18 protein-coding genes and 1 tRNA gene are annotated in these 17,284 nt (G+C 73.1%); 14 read left to right on the forward strand and 5 right to left on the reverse strand.

The features are described from left to right. Positions 1-46: 46 nt before the first annotated feature. The 5 genes from EU555_RS33320 (at position 47) to EU555_RS36525 (ending at position 4,351) form a co-directional block, all read left to right on the forward strand. Positions 47-790 carry a lysophospholipid acyltransferase family protein gene (locus EU555_RS33320; protein ID WP_135419640.1) on the forward strand — a complete coding sequence of 248 codons (744 nt, stop codon included), beginning with the start codon at positions 47-49 and terminating at the stop codon, positions 788-790. Continuing rightward, positions 787-1,902, forward strand: coding sequence for a glycosyltransferase family 2 protein (locus EU555_RS33325; RefSeq protein WP_135419628.1), 1,116 nt, complete (start codon positions 787-789; stop codon positions 1,900-1,902). Before EU555_RS33320 ends, EU555_RS33325 begins: the two co-directional genes overlap by 4 nt. 18 nt (positions 1,903-1,920) lie before the next feature. Continuing rightward, positions 1,921-3,336 carry an amidase gene (locus EU555_RS33330; RefSeq protein WP_135419629.1) on the forward strand — a complete coding sequence of 472 codons (1,416 nt, stop codon included), beginning with the start codon at positions 1,921-1,923 and terminating at the stop codon, positions 3,334-3,336. A 270-nt stretch (positions 3,337-3,606) separates the two neighbouring features. Next, positions 3,607-4,113 carry a hypothetical protein gene (locus tag EU555_RS33335; protein WP_205821047.1) on the forward strand — a complete coding sequence of 169 codons (507 nt, stop codon included), beginning with the start codon at positions 3,607-3,609 and terminating at the stop codon, positions 4,111-4,113. 76 nt (positions 4,114-4,189) lie between these two features. Further along, positions 4,190-4,351 (forward strand): hypothetical protein, encoded by a 162-nt coding sequence (locus EU555_RS36525; protein WP_167858747.1) that lies wholly within the window; start codon positions 4,190-4,192, stop codon positions 4,349-4,351. Between the two features lie 52 nt (positions 4,352-4,403). Here the strand turns inward: EU555_RS36525 and EU555_RS33340 are convergent, their stop codons facing one another. From EU555_RS33340 to EU555_RS33350, 4 genes are read right to left on the reverse strand one after another with little or no spacing between them, the layout of a single operon-like run. Further along, positions 4,404-4,631, reverse strand: a complete 228-nt coding sequence (locus EU555_RS33340; RefSeq protein WP_135419630.1) for a hypothetical protein — start codon at positions 4,629-4,631, stop codon at positions 4,404-4,406. 27 nt (positions 4,632-4,658) lie between these two features. Continuing rightward, entirely contained in the window at positions 4,659-5,117 is a 459-nt protein-coding gene (locus EU555_RS33345) for a lysozyme inhibitor LprI family protein (protein ID WP_135419631.1), read from the reverse strand. Continuing rightward, positions 5,114-5,260 (reverse strand): hypothetical protein, encoded by a 147-nt coding sequence (locus EU555_RS36530; protein WP_167858748.1) that lies wholly within the window; start codon positions 5,258-5,260, stop codon positions 5,114-5,116. Before EU555_RS36530 ends, EU555_RS33345 begins: the two co-directional genes overlap by 4 nt. Position 5,261: 1 nt before the next feature. After that, the gene (locus EU555_RS33350; RefSeq protein WP_245524623.1) at positions 5,262-5,828 is read right to left on the reverse strand and encodes a Ros/MucR family transcriptional regulator; all 567 of its coding nucleotides are present in this window, start codon (positions 5,826-5,828) and stop codon (positions 5,262-5,264) included. A 480-nt stretch (positions 5,829-6,308) separates the two neighbouring features. Here EU555_RS33350 and EU555_RS33355 point away from each other — a divergent pair. Together EU555_RS33355 and EU555_RS33365 are read left to right on the forward strand one after the other, a co-directional pair. After that, a tRNA-Gln gene (locus EU555_RS33355) sits at positions 6,309-6,382 on the forward strand. Positions 6,383-7,308: 926 nt separating this feature from the next. After that, positions 7,309-7,569: a YadA-like family protein gene (locus EU555_RS33365; RefSeq protein ID WP_205821048.1), complete on the forward strand. Its 261-nt coding sequence runs from the start codon at positions 7,309-7,311 to the stop codon at positions 7,567-7,569. Here the strand turns inward: EU555_RS33365 and EU555_RS33370 are convergent. Then, positions 7,562-7,753 carry a hypothetical protein gene (locus EU555_RS33370; protein ID WP_135419633.1) on the reverse strand — a complete coding sequence of 64 codons (192 nt, stop codon included), beginning with the start codon at positions 7,751-7,753 and terminating at the stop codon, positions 7,562-7,564. The two genes, EU555_RS33365 and EU555_RS33370, sit on opposite strands and share 8 nt — an antisense overlap. Positions 7,754-8,163: 410 nt before the next feature. On the opposite strand from EU555_RS33370, the gene EU555_RS33375 reads away from it, so the two are divergent. The 7 genes from EU555_RS33375 to EU555_RS33405 all read left to right on the forward strand — a co-directional run bounded on the left by EU555_RS33375 (position 8,164) and on the right by EU555_RS33405 (position 16,972). Continuing rightward, positions 8,164-9,660, forward strand: a complete 1,497-nt coding sequence (locus EU555_RS33375; protein ID WP_135419634.1) for a sensor histidine kinase — start codon at positions 8,164-8,166, stop codon at positions 9,658-9,660. After that, a complete protein-coding gene (locus tag EU555_RS33380) occupies positions 9,660-11,042 on the forward strand; it encodes a sigma-54-dependent transcriptional regulator (protein ID WP_135419642.1) in 1,383 nt (460 codons plus the stop codon). The genes EU555_RS33375 and EU555_RS33380 overlap by 1 nt, the downstream gene beginning before the upstream one ends. A 112-nt stretch (positions 11,043-11,154) precedes the next feature. Further along, positions 11,155-11,988, forward strand: a complete 834-nt coding sequence (locus EU555_RS33385; protein ID WP_245524624.1) for a hypothetical protein — start codon at positions 11,155-11,157, stop codon at positions 11,986-11,988. After that, complete coding sequence (locus EU555_RS33390; RefSeq protein ID WP_135419635.1) at positions 11,985-13,310, forward strand: MFS transporter; 1,326 nt, start codon at positions 11,985-11,987, stop codon at positions 13,308-13,310. Before EU555_RS33385 ends, EU555_RS33390 begins: the two co-directional genes overlap by 4 nt. A gap of 9 nt (positions 13,311-13,319) precedes the next feature. Beyond that, positions 13,320-14,468: a metallophosphoesterase family protein gene (locus EU555_RS33395; RefSeq protein ID WP_135419636.1), complete on the forward strand. Its 1,149-nt coding sequence runs from the start codon at positions 13,320-13,322 to the stop codon at positions 14,466-14,468. A 257-nt stretch (positions 14,469-14,725) separates the two neighbouring features. Then, positions 14,726-16,015, forward strand: a complete 1,290-nt coding sequence (locus EU555_RS33400; protein WP_135419637.1) for an arsenic transporter — start codon at positions 14,726-14,728, stop codon at positions 16,013-16,015. A 30-nt stretch (positions 16,016-16,045) separates the two neighbouring features. After that, positions 16,046-16,972 (forward strand): DMT family transporter, encoded by a 927-nt coding sequence (locus tag EU555_RS33405; RefSeq protein ID WP_245524625.1) that lies wholly within the window; start codon positions 16,046-16,048, stop codon positions 16,970-16,972. Positions 16,973-17,284 lie beyond the last annotated feature (312 nt).

Here is a 17,284-nt window from a genome sequence, read left to right on the forward strand (position 1 = left end):
GCCACCGGATCCGGTCGCGGCCCGCTCCCCCCTCGTCTGGCGCTTCATGGGCCTGTACTTCGCCCGCTACGTGAGGCGCCACCTCAACGCCCTGCGCCTGGCGAACTGGGGCCAGCCCCCGCATGCGCCCGCCGGCCCGGTGGTGATCTACTGCAACCACCCGGCCTGGTGGGACGCGGCCCTCATCATCCTGCTCGCCCAGCGGTTCTTCCCGGCGGCGGAGAGCTACGCGCCGTTCGACGCCGCGATGCTCGCGCGCTACCGCATCTTCGCCCGCATGGGCGCCTTCGGGGTCGACCTCGACAGCCCCCGCGGCGCGGCGGCGTTCATGGCCGCCTCCCGAACGATCCTCGACCGGCCGGGCCGGGTGCTGTGGATCACCGCGCAGGGGCGCTTCAGCGACGTGCGCGAGCGGCCGCTCGGCCTGCGCCCCGGGGTCGCGCGGCTCGCCGAACTCGCCCCCGACGCCCTGTTCGTGCCGCTCGCCCTCGATTACGCCTTCTGGGACGAGCGGGGGGCGGAAGGCTGCGCCGCCTTCGGCCCGGGACTTCCCGGCCGCGACCTCCTCGCCCTGCCCCGCCCGAACCGCCTCGCCCGCCTGGAGGCCGACCTGACCGCCACCCTGGACCGCCTCGGCGCCGACGTGCAGAGCCGCGACCCCGCCCGCTTCAGCTCCCTGCTCGAGGGGCAGCGCGGGGTCGGGGGCGTCTACGACGCCTGGAACCGGATGATCGCCGCGCTCAGCGGGCGCCGCTTCGTGGCGGGCCACCGCGAGGGGCGGGCGCCGTGACCGCGCTCGCGCTCCTCGCCCTCGCGCTGGCGCTGCTGCCGGCGGGCCTGGCGCTTGCCAACCTCCTGGCTCTGCGGGCGCGGCCCGCGGCGGCGGTGCCGAACGGCCTGGTCTCGATCCTGATCCCGGCCCGCAACGAGGCAGCCAATATCGGCCCGACCCTGGCCGCAGCGCTCGCCAGCACCGGCGTCCCGGTCGAGGTGATCGTCGCCGACGACCATTCGACGGATGGAACGGCGGCGATCGTCGCCGGGATCGCCGCCAGCGATCCCCGCCTGCGCCTGATCCCGGTCCCGCCCCTGCCTGCGGGCTGGACCGGCAAGAACCACGCCTGCCACATCCTCGGCGAGGCCGCCACGGGCCGCCACCTGCTGTTCATCGACGCCGACGTGCGCCTCGCTCCTCACGGCGCCGCGGCCCTGGCGGCAGCGGCGGAATCGGCCGGCGCGGCCCTCGTCAGCGGCGTGCCGCGCCAGGTCACGGCGACGCTCGGGGAGCGCCTGACCGTGCCGATGATCAATCTCCTGCTGCTCGGCTACCTGCCGATCCCGCTGATGCGCCGCCTCACGGATCCGGCCCTCGGGGCGGCCTGCGGCCAGCTGGTGCTGGTGGAGGCAGAGGCCTATCGCCGGGTCGGCGGCCACGGAGCGATCCGCGAGAGCCTGCACGACGGCGTGCGCCTGCCCCGCGTTGTCCGCCGCGCCGGCCTCGCCACCGACCTCGTGGCGGCCTCCGATCTCGCGACCTGCCGGATGTACACCGATTTCGCCCAGGCCTGGGCCGGCTTCTCGAAGAATGCCCATGAGGGCCTGGCGACGCCCCGCGCCCTGCCGGTCTGGACCGTGCTGCTGGGCGGCGGCCACGTCCTGCCGCCGCTCCTGGTCCTCGCCGCACCCCTCGGCGCCGGCGATGCGACGCTCGCGCTCGCCGCCCTCGCCGTCTCCCTCCTCACCCGGGCGGCGATCACGCTTTTCACCCGCGAAGACCCCTGGACGATCCCGCTCCATCCCCTCACCGTGGCGCTGGCGCTGGCCTTGCAATGGAACGCGCTCCTGCGTCCCCGTCGGGCGGGGGTCGCCACCTGGAAGGGGCGGACCTACCCGGCGGCCTGAGTCCACGAGGGAGACAGCATGACGGAGATCCGCGACCTCGACGCCGTCGCGACGCTCGACGCCTACCGCGACCGCCGGCTCTCGCCGCGCGAGGCGGTGGCGGACGCGCTCTCGCGCATCGACCGGTTCGGCCCGGATCTCGACGCCTTCGTGCTCGTCGACCGCGATGGCGCGCTGGCCGCGGCCGCCGCATCGGAGGCGCGCTGGGCCAAGGGGGAACCCTGCGGCCCCCTCGACGGGGTCGCGTTCACGGTCAAGGACAACATCGCCTGGGCCGGCCGCCCGATGCGCCGCGGCTCGCTCACCACCCCCGACACGCCCGCCGCCGAGAACGCCCCCATCGTCGACCGGCTCCTCGAGGCCGGCGCGATCCCGCTCGCCAAGACCACGATGCCGGAATTCGGCTGGAAGGGCCTCGGCGACTCGACCCACACGGGGTCAACCCGCAACCCCTGGGACACGCGCGTCACCACCGGCGGCTCCTCGGCCGGGGCGGCGGCGGCGGCGGCGCTCGCTCTCGGCCTGCTTCACATCGGCACCGACGGGGCGGGCTCGATCCGCATCCCGGCGGCGTTCTGCGGCGTCTACGGCCTCAAGCCCAGCTTCGGCCGGGTGCCGGCCTTCCCGCCCTCGCCGTTCGGGCCGGTGGCGCATCTCGGCCCCCTCACCCGCGGCGTGCGCGACGCCGCCCTGATGATGCGGGCGATCGCCCGGCCCGATTCCCGCGACATGGCGGCGTGGCTCTCCGAGCCGCCGGACTATGCCGCCGGTCTCGAGGCGGGCGTGCGGGGCCTGCGCATCGCCTGGAGCCCGCGCCTCGGCTACGCGACGACCGTCGATCCCGAGGTGGCACGCCTGACCGAGGCGGCGGCCAAGGTCTTTGCGGATCTCGGCGCGAGCGTGGAGGAGGCCGATCCGGGCTTCTCGGACCCGGTCGAGACCCTCAACGGCATCTGGCTCGTCGGCGCCTGGTGCGTGCTGCGGGCGATGCCCGAGGAGAGACGCGCCCTGGTCGAGCCGGCCCTGCGGGCGGCGGCCGAGCGCGGGCGGGCGATCGCGGCGCCGGATTTCGTCGCCGCCCTCAACGCGCGCGGCGCGCTGTTCACCGCCATGGCGCGGTTCCACCGCAGCTACGACCTGCTCCTCACCCCGTCCCTCGCCACGCCCGCCTTCGCGGCCGGCAACCTGACCCCGCCGGACGGCCGCTTCGGCGACGACTGGCTGAACTGGACGCCGTTCTCCTATCCCTTCAACCTCACCGGCCAGCCCGCAGCGAGCGTGCCCTGCGGGCTGACGCAAGCCGGCCTGCCGGTGGGCCTGCAGATCGTCGGCCCGATGGGGGCCGATGCGAGGGTGCTCGCCGCTTCCCGGGCCTTCGAGGCGGCCCGTCCCTGGCCGGTCCTGGCCGAGCCGCGGGTGATGCACCGGGCGTGAGTGCGGCGAGCGGGCGGGGAGCCCGGCGCCCCCTTCCCGCCCTGCTCGCGACCGTGCCTTCCGGCACCATCGGGTGATCACGGTCGGCGCGGCGTTGCCGCCCAGGCTCGTCACGCCCTGCGCTCGGGACAGGGCGCGCGACCGACGAGGCGCGCCCGGTCACGAAGCCGCGAGCCAGCGGTGCCGGAGGCAGGCGACCTGAACCGCTCTTGTTTGCCGGCGTTGTTCGACCCTGGGAAAACACGCCCTTCACGATCAGGAGATGGTGCCATGAGGCATCTCGTTCTCGCATCCGCGGTCGCCCTCGGCACCCTCGCCCTGTCGACCGCCGGGGCCGATGCCCGCGGCTTCGGCGGCGGCGGCTTCCGCGGGGGTGGCTTCGGTGGCGGCGGCTTCGGCGGCGGAGGATTCCGGGGTGGCGGCTTCGGCGGTGGCTTCCGCGGCGCGGGCCTCGGCGGCGGCTTCCGCGGTGCAGGCTTCGGCGGCTATCGCGGCGCCGGGTTCGGCGGCTACCGGGGTGGATTTGCCGGCTATCGTGGCGGCTACGGTGGCTACCGCGGCTACGGCTATCGCGGCGGTTACGGGCGCGGCCTGGGCTACGGCCTCGCCGGAGTCGGGCTGGGCCTCGGGCTCGGCTACGGTCTCTCCAACGTCGGCTATTACGGCGGGTATGACGGGGGCTACTACGGTGCCTACAACGGCGGCTGCGGTCCCTATGCCACGTACGACGACGTCTACGGGACCTGCGTCTCCTACAGCTACGGCTACGGCTACTGACGCGGACCGGCAGGTCAGCATCGAGAAAGTCGGCCGGACGTCGTCCGGCCGACAGCCCCTCCGACGGAGTGCCACGATGGACCAGTCAGCCAAGCCCGGCGACAAGGCAGAACCCGGCACCCCCGGAACCGGCGAGGCTCTCTGCCCGCGCTGCGCCGGCAAGGGCCGGATCGAGAGCGGCTCCTGCCCGGATTGCGCCGGCACCGGAAAGGTGACGGAGCCGATCGGCGGCGCCTGACGCGCTGCCGCGGCTCCGGACGCGCGAACCTCAGGGCGCCGAACAGCGCCTGTCAGGGCGCCAGGATGATCTCCGCCAGCGCCAGGGCCTTGGCCAGGGCGGCCTCCGTCTTCGGAGTCGGCGGGGCCGGCACCAGGGCCTCGCGCCGCAGTTCCGCCAGCACCGCCTCCCTCGCATTCGGATCCCGCTGCATCCGCTCCCGCAGCAAGGCGGTCACGATCAGCTCGAGGGCGCCCAGGCGCGCCTCGAGGTCGTCCTCGACGATCAGCGGCGCGCTCATCGGCACTCCTCCCGGTGGCTCACGGCGTCACTCCCGCAGCTCGTCGATCCGCGTCGCGAGCAGGCGGATCTTGCACGACGAGGCGAGCTGCCCCGCCGCCGAGCCGCCATGGTAGTCGAAGTCGTAGAGGCTGTCGCAGTGGCGCCGGAAATACTCCTCCCAGGCGCCTTGGGCGGCGAGGAACGCCTTGCGCCAGTTCTCGGCATCCTCGCGGCCGGCCAGGCTGCCGGGGCTCGGCGGCCTTGCGGCGACCGCCGCGATGGCGGCGAGCTTGCCCTCGACCGCCTTGGCGAGCCGCTCCCGCAGCGCCTTGGCCGCGTCGTCCAGGCAGGCGCCCTTCTGGTACTCCGGCAACGCCTTGGCCGTGCAGGCGCGGATGGTTGCCGCGGCGGAGACGGGCTTGTCCGCCGGACCGGCCGCGTGGCCCCCGGCAGGGGCCAGCGCGAGCGTGATCGCGAGCGCGGCCGACCGTGAGGCGCGCCTCATCCGAGCCAAGGCCCCAGCAGCTCGCTCCCGGCCAGCGCCACGCCGACGGCCGCGATCGCCGCTCCGGTCAGGAACAGCAGCACCTGCTCGCGCGACGGGACGCGCCGACCGCGCGTCCGCCGCCAGGGATTGGCAAGTGACATCCTACTCGGCCGCGGCCTTGCGGGTGCGGCGCCGCGCGGCGGGCTTCTCCGCCGGGGCTTCCGATGCGGCCGGCGCGGCAGTGTCGGGCTCGGCCGCCTTCGCGGCGGCTGGGGCCGCGGCGGCTGATGCTGCCGCAGCGGCCTGGGCCGCCGCGGCGTCGCGGCGGCGCTGCCCGAGGCCGAGGCTCTTGGCGAGGGCCGAGCGCTGGGCGGCGTAGCTCGCCGCCACCATGGGATAATCGTGCGGCAGGCCGAATTTCTGGCGGTAATCGGCGGGCGTGAGGCCCTGGGAGGTGAGGTGGCGCTTGAGCGACCGGTACGGCTTGCCGTCGATGAAGCTGATCAGGTGGTCGGGCGTCACCGACTTGCGGATCTGCGCCGGCGTCGCCCGGGTCTCCTCGACCGCCGGCGCCGGCGGCTGGCCGAGCGCCACGAGGGAGGCGTGCACGGACGCGATCAATCCCGGCAGCTCCGTGACCTGAAGATTGTTGTTCGCGACATAGGACGAGACGATGTCGGCCGCGAGGCCGACCAACTCAGTCTGCTGCTCCAGGTTGACGTCCGACACGAGGTTCCATCCCGATCTCAGCAACCCGGCACGATCCGAGTCGTCCAGGCATATCGGGCGGAACGCGTGCCCATCAAGTGAAACGATGCGATCTTCAAGGAAATCCTGTGTATCACGGCCGGCTATGGCTTCGTCGGACCGGTCTTGTTCCGGCCGGCGGGCGACGCGTCGTTGGTCACCCGCTGCCCGGCCTGCGTGTTGCACCGCAGCCATCGCTGTCTCAGTCTTCGTAGCCGGACGGCCAGCACGCGCCGAGGCACGGAGCTACCGGCTGCGCGCCACCCCAAACCTTCGGCATGATCGGACCCGGCCGCCGTGATCCGTCGTGATGTGCACATCGCGCCGGCCCCGTCGGGCCGCCGCGCACGAGGGCCTTGACCCCATCGGCGAACCGGCCTATCTGCACCGCACCCGAGGCGGTGACGTGCCACCCCGGACAGTTGGACCCGTCCTCTGCTCCCTCCGCACGCAGCGCCCCGTTGGGGGATAGTTTAACGGTAGAACAGCGGACTCTGACTCCGTTAGTCGTGGTTCGAATCCACGTCCCCCAGCCAAGAGGTTGTCCCGTCAGGTCAATGACTTGGCGGGTTTTTTATTGCGCGCCCTCTGCTTCAGCCTTGTTGCACTTGGTCGCAGCACGGATCCAGAGACTGCAATGGAGGACGACCCAGGGCAGACCGCTCCATGCAGCACGCGCGCGACACGACATCGCGCCTCGGGGCGTCGAAACGACCCTTACCCGCTCGCTATCAGCAGTCCAGCCCAAAGCTCACAGCGTCCGTTTCCAGGTCGAGCCCGACGGCATCCTGTTCGAGAGCGGCACCGTCGTGATCAGCCAGGGGATTCGGGCAGGGCGGATCATGATCCTGATCCGGGAGGATGGCGACGCGAGGAGTAGGACCGCACGCAGGCCTCGGCGCAGGAGGCGGGGCGCCCGCTCATCATCTCACGGCACCCATGAGCATGCTTGTGATATTTTTACAATGGACGTCCTGGCCCGAATCACTGCCGCATGCGTGCCGGCTGGGGATTTTCCAGATGCTGAGATTTTATGCTGCTTGTTTTGCATTAACAGCATCAACAGTAGCGCAAGCTCAATCGCTGAATTTCGCATCGACCGGTTTGGTCAATCCAGGATCCAGCAGCTTCCTTGATGGGCAGGCAGTTAATCCCGCACAAACCTATGTGTTGACCGGCGTTCCGGATCCGCGCGGAGTGCCCGGGTCTCTGGCTCAATACATCCGATTGAGCGACCTTATCGCATCCCTGCCCCCGGGGGCCCAAGGCCCGTCAGGGCCCACAGGGAGCCCAGGGGCCGGCAGGGCCAGCGGGCGCGACAGGAGCGCAAGGGCCGGTGGGCCCGCAAGGGCTGACCGGCGCGACGGGAGCACAGGGGCCACAGGGTATCCAGGGGCCGCAAGGACCTCAGGGACCTGCCGGGCCAGCCGGACCGCCGGGCGGCCTCAGCGCCTCGGCGCTCGTGGCCATCGCGGCCCGCATGGACCGGCAGGCCGAGCGCTTCCGGGAGGGCATCGCGCTCTCGGGCGCCATCACGATCCTGCCGCCCAACGCGGGGGATCGCTTCGCGGTGTCGGTGGGCGGCGCGGGCTACGACGGCACCGGCGCGGCCTCGATCTCGGTGGCCGCCCGCATCACCGCGGACACCCTGGCGTATGTGGGCTACGCCCGCGGTCCGACGCAATCGCTGGTCAAGGGCGGCATCGGGATCTCGTTCAGGTGATGCCCTCGGGCGGCTCGATGCCGTGGCGCATCATCCGGCGCCCGGCCTCCGCTCGATAGGTGCGGAGGTGATCCACCTCGCGCCGCAGCGCGTGCATGGTCCCGCGCATCTGGTGGCGGTGATCGAGGGTTGCGGCCATCGCGTCGGCGGGGCGTTGCCGGAAGTCCTCCACGAGGCGCAGCAAGCCAGCGTCGGGGCGCGGGTTCGTGGCCCCCCGCCACCACAGCCCCAGCCATCGCAGGACCATGCACAGGGCATGGCGCCTCAGGGGTTGGGCATCGCGGCAACCTCGCCGCCCGCGGCGCGCAGCGCCCGCTCCAGCCGGTCGAAGTGCCGCGCCAACGCGCGGACCTCGTTCTCCAGCGCATCGATCGTCTCGCATCGCCGCGAACTGCCACGGCTGCGGTCGCCACGTCATCGTCAGCGCCGACCCGTTCCCGGCCGACCTGCCGTTCCCGGACATGGCCCTGCGCCTGCGGTGCTCGGCCTGCGGCGCCCGCGACGTCTCGGTGATAGAAGGATGTCGATCCATTCGCCGAGGACGAGAGCGTCATCTCAATCCCGATGAGAGCGTAGGCTCCGTCCGTCACCGCCATGCCCCCTCGCCTCCGCTCCCTCCGCGCCCACCTCCTCGCCCTCTGGATCCTGCTGCTCGCCTCGGCCGCGGCCACCGCCTACCTGCTCACCGAGTTCTACACCCAGTCCGCCGCCGTACAGGTCGCCCAGGCCGAGTTGCAGGTCGCCCGGGCCTGCCGCGAGATCGGCGACCGGTTCGCCTTCTTCAGCGCCGGATGGAGCGGCAGCGTCGCGCAGGTCGACGACACGCTCAAGGGCCAGCTCACCGACGTGGTGGTGACGGCACTGGCCGCCCATCCGGGGGTCGAGGGCGGGATCTGGACCGCGGCCGGGGGCTCGGCGGCCTACGCGTTCCCGACCTACGAGGGCACCGGGCCGAAGACCGACCTGCCGGCGGCCGAGCTCGACACGATCCGGCGCGTCAACGCCGAGACCCTGAGCGGCGGGAGGCCGGTGACGACGCGGCGGGTCGCCCGCACCCAGACCCTGGTGGTGCAGGGCTGCCCCCTCCGCGGCCCGATCCAGGGCGCGACGGCCTGGACCATGGCGCGGGTCTATACCGACCAGGGCCGGGCCTACGGCCAGCTCCTCGCCGGCTTCGGCTTCCTGGCCGCCACCGTGCTCGGCTCGGCCCTGCTCCTCGGGCGGCTGCTGCTCCTGCTCGGCCGGCGGATCGCGCGGCTCGAGGGCCAGCTCGGGCGCGACGCGGACGAGGGCGGCGTGCCGCACGAGGGTGAGCTGCCCCGCCTCGCCCCGACCGGCCTGCGCGAGCTCGACAGGCTGGTCGAGGCGCTCAACGCCGCCGGCGCCCGGCTCGCGGCCGCGCGCCGGCGCGCCGCGGAGGCCGAGCGCCTCGCGGCCCTCGGCCAGCTCGCGGCCGGCATCGCCCACGAGATCCGAAACCCCCTGGCGGCGATCCGGCTCAAGGCCGAGAACGCGCTGGCGAGCGCCGACCCGGCCCGGCCCCGGGCCGCCCTCGACCTCGTGCTGGTTCAGGTCGCCCGCATGGACCGGCTGCTGCGCGACCTCCTGAGCCTGACCCAGAAGCGGGCCCCGGCGCTCGCCCCCACCGACCTCGCGGCCGTGCTGGCGGAGAGCGCCCATCTCCACGACGACCTCGCCCGGGCGCAGGGCGTGCGGATCGCCGTGGCGGAGGCGCCGCGGGAGCGCCCGCGCCTCGACGAGGCGCAGCTGCGCCGCGCCCTCGACAACCTCCTGCTCAACGCGATCCAGCACAGCCCGGCGGGCGGCGTGGTGCGGCTCTCGGCCGAGGTCGCGGGCGAGCGGCTGCGGATCCGGGTGACGGACCAGGGCCCCGGCGTACCGGCGTCCCTGCGCGAACGCCTGTTCGAGCCCTTCGTCACCGGCCGCCCGGACGGGACCGGGCTCGGCCTCGCCCTCGTGCGCGAGATCGCCCGCGCCCATGGTGGACAGGTGCGCCTCGCCGCCCCACCTCCCGACGGCCCGGGTTCCGGCGCGACCTTCGAGCTCGATCTGCCATGGTCCCTCCCCTGATGGCGCATGTCCTGATCGTCGACGACGAGCCGGCCCTGCGCGAGGGCCTGGCCGAGACGGTGAGCGACCTCGGCCACCACCCGGTGCTGGCCGCCTCCGGGGCGGAGGCGCTGGAGCGGGTCGCGGCCGATCCGGCGATCGCCGCGGTGCTCCTCGACCTGCGCATGCCGGGCGAGCTCGACGGGATGGCGGTGCTGCAGCGCCTGCGCGCCAGGCCGGAGGCGCCGCCGGTCGCGGTGCTGACCGCCTTCGCCAGCGCCGAGAACACCATCGAGGCGATGCGGCTCGGCGCCTACGACCACCTGACGAAGCCGGTCGGCCGGGCCGATCTCGCCGCGCTCCTCGCCGGCATGCTGGCCTGCAGCCCGGCGCCGCCGGAGCCGCCCGCCCTCCCGGACGCTTCCTGCCTGATCGGCTCCAGCGAGGCGATGCGCCGGGTGCAGAAGGCGGTGGGGCTTGCCGCCGACAGCGACGCCACCGTGCTGCTGCAGGGCGAGACCGGCACCGGCAAGGAGGTCGCGGCCCGCGCGCTCCACGCCCATGGCCGCTGGCAGGCCGGCCCGTTCGTGCCGGTCAACTGCGCGGCGATCCCCGCCGATCTCCTGGAGAGCGAGCTGTTCGGCCACCTGCGCGGCGCCTTCACGGGGGCGACCGCCGACCGGCCCGGCGCCTTCCGGGAGGCGGAAGGCGGCACGCTGTTCCTCGACGAGATCGGCGACATGCCCCCCGCCATGCAGGCCAAGATCCTGCGCGTCCTGCAGGAGCGGGTGGTGACGCCGGTCGGCGGCCGGCCCGTGCCGGTGACGGTCCGGGTGGTGGCCGCGACCCACCGCGACCTGCCGCGCCTCGTCGCCGGGGGGAGCTTCCGCCAGGACCTCTTCTACCGCCTCAACGTCGTGCCGATCACCCTGCCGCCCCTGCGCGAGCGCCTGGCCGACATCCTGCCGCTGGCCGAGCACTTCCTGGCGCTCGGCGGCGCCGGGCCGAAGCGCCTGGCGGCGGAAGCCGCCGCCGCCCTGATGCGCCATCCCTGGCCCGGCAACGTGCGGGAGCTGCGCAACGTGATCGAGCGGGCGGCGGTGCTCGCCCGCGGCCCGGTGATCGGGCCTTCGGATCTCGGCCTCGCGGGCGGGCTCGCGCCGGATCGCGAGGACGCCGTGCCGGCCTGGCTCGACGGGAATCTGCCCGGCGCCGTGGCGCGGCTCGAGGAGGCGATGATCCGCCGGGCCCTGCGGGCGAGCGGCGGCAACCGCGTCCGGGCGGCCAAGAGCCTCGGCATCCAGCGCCAGCTCCTCTACGCCAAGATCGAGCGCTACGGCCTCGGGCGCGAGACCGGGATGTCGGAAAACCCGACGGAGGCTGTCCTGAATCCCGACGCCTGACCCCCGGCCTGCCTCGATGATATCGTGATCTTTCAAAGGCTTAGGTTCTGGCACGGAAATTGGGGAAGGATCGTCCGAGCCGGCCGCCCGCCGGTGCGGACGAGCCACAACCATGACGGCAGGCATGCACGGCACCGGGTCCCGCCTCGGGGCGGCCATCCTCACGGCCGCGGTCATCGCGGCCGGCCCGGCCGCGGCGCAGAACGTCGCGGTCTGGGATCCCGGCACCCTGCCGGAGACGAGGGGCACGGTGAGACAATACACGCTGACCCCGCGCGGCGACGTCGACGGCCTGATCCTCAATGACGGCACCGAGGTGAAGCTGCCGCCCCGGATGTCGGCCGCCCTGGTGTTCACGGTCCGGCCGGGCGACGCGGTCTCGGTGCGCGGCCTGCGCGCCCGGGCGCTGCCGCTCATCGACGGCGCTGCGATCCGCAACGAGGCCACCGGCGCCACCCTGGTCATGCTGGGCGCAGCCGAGCAACCGGCCGAGGAGACGGTGCTCGGCGGCCGGATCACCGCCCTGCTGCACGGGCGCCGGGGCGAGGTGAACGGCGCGCTCCTCGACAACGGCACCGCCCTGCCCCTGCCGCCGCACGAGGCGGCGCGCCTCGCCACCAGCCTCCAGCCCGGCCAGACCGTGAGCCTGCGCGGCCGCGTGACGAAGAGCGCGCTCGGCACCGTGGTGGAGTCCGCGCCCTCGGCCCGACGCAGGACGCCATGGTGGAGGTCGGTGGGCCCCCGCGCCGCGAGGCCGGCCCGCCGGGCGGCCCCGGCGCGCCGCCCCCGCCGGGCCGGTTCTGACCGGAGCGGGCTCTCGCAAGTGGCGCGCGGGGCCGGACTTGCCTCGTGCACGATTCATCCCGGTCACAGCGCAACTTTTCGCGATCTGGCCGGTTCTCGGCTCCGGATCGGCCAGGCCTTCCTCAGGGAGACATCACGGTGAGCACGGCAACCTCCGTCCCTGCCTCTGCGTCCGGTACACCGGACAGGCAGCCCTCGACCCGCGCCCTGCGCGGCCTCGACGCGCTCAACTTCACCCTGGCGGACGTGCGGGACGGCTTGGGCCCCTACCTGGCGATCTACCTCATCGCCGTGCGCGGCCCCGACCAGGGCTGGAACGAGGCCACCACCGGCATGATCATGACGATCGCCGGCATCGCCGGCCTGATCGCCCAGACGCCCGCCGGCGCGCTCATCGACCGCTCGCAGCACAAGCGCGCCATCGTCATCGCGGCGGCGCTCGCCGTCACCTTGAGCTGCCTGGCGCTGCCCTTCATCTCGAACTTCTACGCGGTGGCGGCCACCCAGTCGCTCGCCGGCATCGCGGGGGCGATCTTCCCGCCGGCGCTCGCCGCCATCACCCTCGGGGTGGTCGGCCCGAAACTCTTCTCCAAGCGCATCGGCCGCAACGAGGGCTTCAACCACGCCGGCAACGCCGTCTCGGCGGCGCTCGCCGGGGGGCTCGCCTACCTGTTCGGGCCGGTCGTGGTGTTCTGGCTGATGGGCGTGCTCGCCGCGCTGTCGATCGGCGCGATGCTGCTGGTGCCCTCCGAGGCCATCGACAACGACCTCGCCCGCGGCCTCGACAGCGCCGAGGACCAGGGCGGCGAGCAGCCCTCCGGCCTCACGGTCCTCCTGCAGAACAAGTACCTGATGCTGTTCGCGCTGCTGGCGGCGATCTTCCACCTCTCCAACGCCGCGATGCTGACCTCGGTCGGCCAGCTCCTCACCCACCTGTCCGGCAAGGAGAACGCCACCTCCCTGATCGCGATCTGCATCGTGGCGGCGCAATACGTGATGGTGCCGGTGGCGATGTTCGTCGGCGCCAAGGCCGACGCGATCGGGCGCAAGCCGATCTTCCTCGCCGCCTTCGGGGTGCTGGCCCTGCGCGGCGTGCTCTACACCGTCTCGAACAACCCGTTCTACCTCGTGGCGGTGCAGCTCCTCGACGGCATCGGCGCCGGCGTCTACGGGGCGCTGTTCCCGATCGTGGTGGCGGACCTCACCCGCGGCACCGGCCGGTTCAACGTCAGCCAGGGCGCGGTCGCGACGGCGCAGGGGCTCGGCGCATCCTTGAGCGCCACGCTCGCCGGCGTGATCATCGTGTCGGCCGGCTACGGGGCGGCGTTCCTGACGCTCGCGGCGATCGCGGGTGCGGGCTTCGCCCTCTACCTCCTGGTGATGCCCGAGACCCGCGGCTTCGCGCCGGCCCAGGCCCGCACGCCGTCCGACCCGAGCGGCCGCCCGGCGCTCGCGGCCGCGTGAGGCCGAGCCATGACCGCCCCGGACAGCCTTGACGCGAGCCCGAACGCCTCCCTCCTGGCCTTCGCCCATATCGGCGACCTGCACCTGACCGGGGCGGAGGCCGAGAATGCCCGCGACTACCGGGCCATCGTCGCCCAGATCGGCGAGGCCGACGGGCTCGACTTCGTCTTCCTGCCCGGGGACAACGCCGATCACGGCCGCCCGGAGCAGTACGCCCTGGTGCGGGCGGGGCTGGACACGCTCCGCCTGCCGGTTCACGTCATCACCGGCGACCACGACAGGGAGGGCGGCAGCCTCGACGCCTTCTATGCCGGCCTGAGCGTCCCGCGCCTGCCCTACGCCGTCGACGTCCGGGGCGTGCGCTGCCTCTTCCTCGACATGTGCGGGCCCGGCAGCGGCGGGCCGGACTTTCGCCTCGGCCCCGACCAGGTCGCCTGGCTCGAGGCCGCGCTCGCGGGGGCGGAAGGGCGGGACTGCATCCTGTTCATGCACAGCTACCCGGCCGACCTGAAGGGCGAGGGCGAGGCCGCCCAGGTCGCCGACCTCGTCCATCGCGGGCCGGTGCGCCTCGTCGAGATGGGCCACACCCACTACAACGAGCTCGCCAATGACGGCCGCACCGTCTACGCGGCCGCCCGCTCCACCGGCCAGATCGAGGAGGGGCCGGTCGGCTACGCGGTGGCGGCCCTCGATCGCGGCGTGGTCAGCTGGCGCTTCAAGGAGCTGAGCAGGCCTTGGCCGTTCGTGCTGATCACCGCCCCGGCCGACCGGCGCCTCGCCCAAAAGACCGGCCATGAGGCCGACCATGAGGCCGTCCACGCGATCGGCGAGCGTTTCACCCTGCGCGCCCTCGTTCTCGGGCCGGCGGAGACGGTCGAATGCCGCATCGACGACGGGCCGTGGCAGAGGATGACCCGGCCGGAGGGCGGGCGCTGCCACGAGGCCGAATTGGACTGGCCGGCAGGCGCCCGGGCGGTCGCGGTGCGGGCGATGTCTGCCGGCGCCGAGGATACCGACCTGATCGAGCCGGCGACCGATGCGAGCGCCCTGCCCACCTCCCGCGGCATCGGCAGCGACGCCGACGCGCTCGGCGCCTGGCCCGGCCGGGGGCTGCTCGGGACGCAGCTCGGGCCGAACCGGAACGGGCGGCAGTGGTGAGGGCGGGCAGGCCGGCCCCCGGAGACCTTATCAACGACCGACACGTCCCATCCACCGCCTCATCCTGAGGTGCTGCCGCGTGCGGCAGCCTCGAAGGAGGCTTCCGGAAATCATGCGATCCCTGGAGGTCTCCTTCGAGGCTCGTTTCACTCGCACCTCAGGATGAGGCCGCGGGTGGGATAAGGCAGGCGCCGGCGAAGCCGCACATCCGGCCCCGATCATCCTCTTCGTGACATGACCACAGGACTTCTCCCCGCATGGCCGCGCTGACGCTCAGCCCCAACCTCGCGACCTGGCCTAGCTTCGCGACTTGGGCGATCGCCGCCCTCGCTACCCTCGGCGTCATCGTGCGCCCGTTCTCCTGGCCGGAGGCGGTCTGGGCCGTGCTCGGGGCGCTGGCCCTGGTGGTCCTAGGCCTCCTGCCGGCCGGCACCGCCTGGGAGGGCGTGCTCAAGGGCACCGACGTCTACCTCTTCCTCGTCGGCATGATGCTGATGTCGGAGGTCGCCCGGAAGGAGGGCCTGTTCGACTGGCTCGCCGGCATCGCGGTGCGCACCGCGAAGGGCTCGGCGACGCGGCTGTTCACGCTCGTCTACCTCGTCGGCACGGTCGTCACGGTGTTCCTGTCGAACGACGCCTGCGCGGTGGTGCTGACGCCGGCGGTCTACGCCGCCACCCGCGCCGCCAGGGTCGAGAACCCGCTGCCCTACCTGTTCATCTGCGCCTTCATCGCCAACGCCGCCTCGTTCGTGCTGCCGATCTCGAACCCGGCCAACCTCGTGGTCTTCGCCGAGCACATGCCGCCGCTGACCCGGTGGCTCGCCCTGTTCGGCCTGCCGTCGGTCCTCGCCATCGCGGCGACCTACCTCGTCCTGCGGTGGACCCAGAACGGGACCCTGCGCCGGCAGCAGGTCGCCACCGAGGTCGAGACGACGTCCCTGTCCCGCACCGGCATCGTCGCGGGCCTCGGCATCGTGGCGACGGGTGCGGTGCTGATCGGCGCCTCGGCCCTGGGTCGCGATCTCGGCCTGCCGACCTTCGTGGCCGGCCTCGCCACCGCGCTGATCGTGCTCGCGCTTCGCCGCGGCCGCGGGGCCGTCGAGGTGGTCAAGGACGTGTCCTGGAGCGTGCTGCCGCTGGTCGCCGGCCTGTTCGTGCTGGTCGAGGCGCTGGAGAAGACCGGCGTGCTGGCGATGATCGCCGGCGCGCTGCAGCGCGCGGCGACCGCGTCCGCCGCCGAGACCGCCTGGGGCGCCGGCGCGCTGATCGCGGTCGCCTGCAACCTCGTCAACAACCTGCCGGCCGGCCTGATCGCCGGGGGGGCGGTGCAGGCTGCCCACGTGCCGGAAAAGGTCGCGGGCGCGGTGCTGATCGGCGTCGATCTCGGTCCCAATCTCTCGGTGACGGGATCGCTCGCCACGATCCTGTGGCTCACCGCCATCCGCCGCGAGGGCCAGGACGTCGGCTTCTGGAGCTTCCTCAAGCTCGGCGCGCTCGTCATGCCGCCGGCCCTCGGGCTGGCGCTGGCCGGCCTCCTCCTCGTCTGACCCGCCCCGCTGACCGGAAGGTTGCTCCTCGTGTCGATCGCCGCGCTCCTCTACCCCTTCATCCTGGTGGCCGGTGCGCTGCAGGCCCTCGGCAACGCCATGAACGCGCAGCTGCGCGGGCGGATGGTCAATCCGTGGCTCGCCGCCACGGTGTCGTTCCTGCCGATCGTGTTCGTGTTCGTCACCCTGTTCCTGGTGATGCCGACGCCGCTGCCGAGCCTCGAGACCTTGGGGAAGATGCCATGGTACGCGCCCCTCGGGGGCCTGGCCGGCGCGGTCGCGGTGTTCGGCGGGCTCGCCTTCATCGACAAGGTCGGGGCCGGGCCGTTCAACGGCCTGACGCTCACCGCCAACATCATCACCTCGCTGGCGATGGACGCCTTCGGGCTGTTCGGGCTCCAGGCCTCCGGCTTCAAGCCGCTGCCCTGGCTCGGCGGGCTCCTGATGGCGGCCGGCGTGGTGTTCATCGCCCGCTCGGCCGGAAAGAGGGACGAGGGCGAGAGCCACGGCGTCGGCGGCAAGCTCCTCTACCCGTTCATCCTCGTGGCCGGCGCCCTGATGGCGATCGGCGTGGTCTGGAACGCGCAGCTGCGCGGGGCGCTGCTCAATCCCTGGCTCGCCGCCACCGTGTCGTTCCTGCCCGTCGTCTTCGCCTTCGCGCTGATGACCCTGCTCAAGCCCTCGCCGCTGCCGACCCGCCAGGACCTCGCCGGCCTGCGCTGGTGGATGCCGCTCGCCGGCCTCACCGGGGCAGTCGCGGTGTTCGCCGGCCTCCTCTTCGTCGACACGGTCGGGGCCGGCGCCTTCAACGGCCTGCTCATCACGGCGAACCTCCTGACCTCCGTGGCGCTCGACCATTTCGGCTGGCTCGGCATGCGCCGGGTCGAGGCCGGGCCGCCGCGGCTCCTCGGCGCCGCCCTGATGGTCGGGGGCATCGTGCTGATCTCGGCGTTCTGACGGGCCGCGCGCCGCCATGCCCTCCCTCCCGGACTGGGTCCTGCGGCGCGAGACCTTCGCGGCCCTCATCGTCGCGGCCCTCGGGGCGGGCGCTACGGCGACATGCTCTGTGAAGGGAAAGTCGCTCTTGTTCGAAAGACCAGGACGTCGCGGGCTTCCCTCTCCCAGACGGGAGAGGGAAGCCCGCCTCGCCTTGCAGGCTCTGCCGCCCGTTATCGCGAGGGCCGCAGAGCCCTAGGGCCTGTTGTCACTTGAACCACAGTAGTGTGGAGGCAAGGCAAAGGACGCCCATGAAGCTGACGGCGGTCTTTT

It is taken from the genome of Methylobacterium nonmethylotrophicum, from assembly GCF_004745635.1.
Classification (GTDB): Bacteria; Pseudomonadota; Alphaproteobacteria; order Rhizobiales; family Beijerinckiaceae; genus Methylobacterium; species Methylobacterium nonmethylotrophicum.